The following is an 845-nucleotide window of genomic DNA, read 5'->3' as shown; positions in this document are numbered from 1 at the left end:
ATACAGCACGATTCGCTACCCGCAACTTATTGGTCGCAAAGCGCGGGTCGTCCGCCCACTGCGGTTGCCCCGCCACTTCAGAAAACTTGCGGAATTGACCGTCGTTACCCACGGTAAGAATGAAGTCGCCATCCGCCGTAGGAAAGTCCTGATAAGGCACAATGTTCGGATGGGCATTGCCCAAGCGATTCGGTGCGTTGCCTGTCGTCAGGTAGTTCATTGCCTGGTTGGCCAGGCACGCGACCTGGACATCCAGCAAAGCCATGTCGATATGCTGGCCGCCACCGTCGTGATCCCGATGCGCAAGCGCGGCCAGAATCGCCACCGTCGAGTAGAGACCGGTCAGGATGTCTGTCAGCGCCACACCGACCTTTACCGGCCCGGCACCCTCATCCCCTTCCGGACGCCCCGTCAGGCTCATCAGGCCACCCAAGCCCTGAATCATGAAGTCATAGCCCGCACGCTTGGCATAGGGCCCCGTCTGACCAAACCCGGTAATCGAGCAGTAAATCAGATTCGGATTGATCGCCTTGAGAGACTCATAGTCCAGCCCGTAAGCTGCCAGCCCACCAACCTTGAAGTTTTCGATCAAGATGTCCGACTTGGCCGCCAACTCCCGCACCAACTTCTGACCTTCCGCACGCGTGAAGTCGATGGTGACTGATTGTTTGTTGCGATTGGCTGACAAGTAATAAGCAGCTTCGCTGGTGTTCTCACCGTAGGCGTCCTTAAGGAAAGGAGGCCCCCAGGCGCGCGTGTCATCGCCATTGCCCGGGCGCTCGACCTTGATCACTTCAGCGCCCAAGTCCGCCAGGATCTGCCCGGACCAAGGCCCGGCCAGCACC

The 845-nt window shown here is 59.1% G+C and carries 1 protein-coding gene; it reads right to left on the bottom strand.

Going from position 1 to position 845, the window contains the following annotated elements:
* On the bottom strand, positions 1-844 hold an 844-nt coding region (locus tag AC1DRJ_RS30325), incomplete at its 3' end, for a CaiB/BaiF CoA transferase family protein (protein WP_477805359.1).
* Between the last annotated feature and the right edge of the window lies 1 nt (position 845).

Source organism: Pseudomonas sp. P5_B2, from assembly GCF_056400445.1.
The sequence above is the reverse complement of the archived record's forward strand: the minus strand, read 5'-3'. Positions and strand labels throughout refer to the sequence as shown.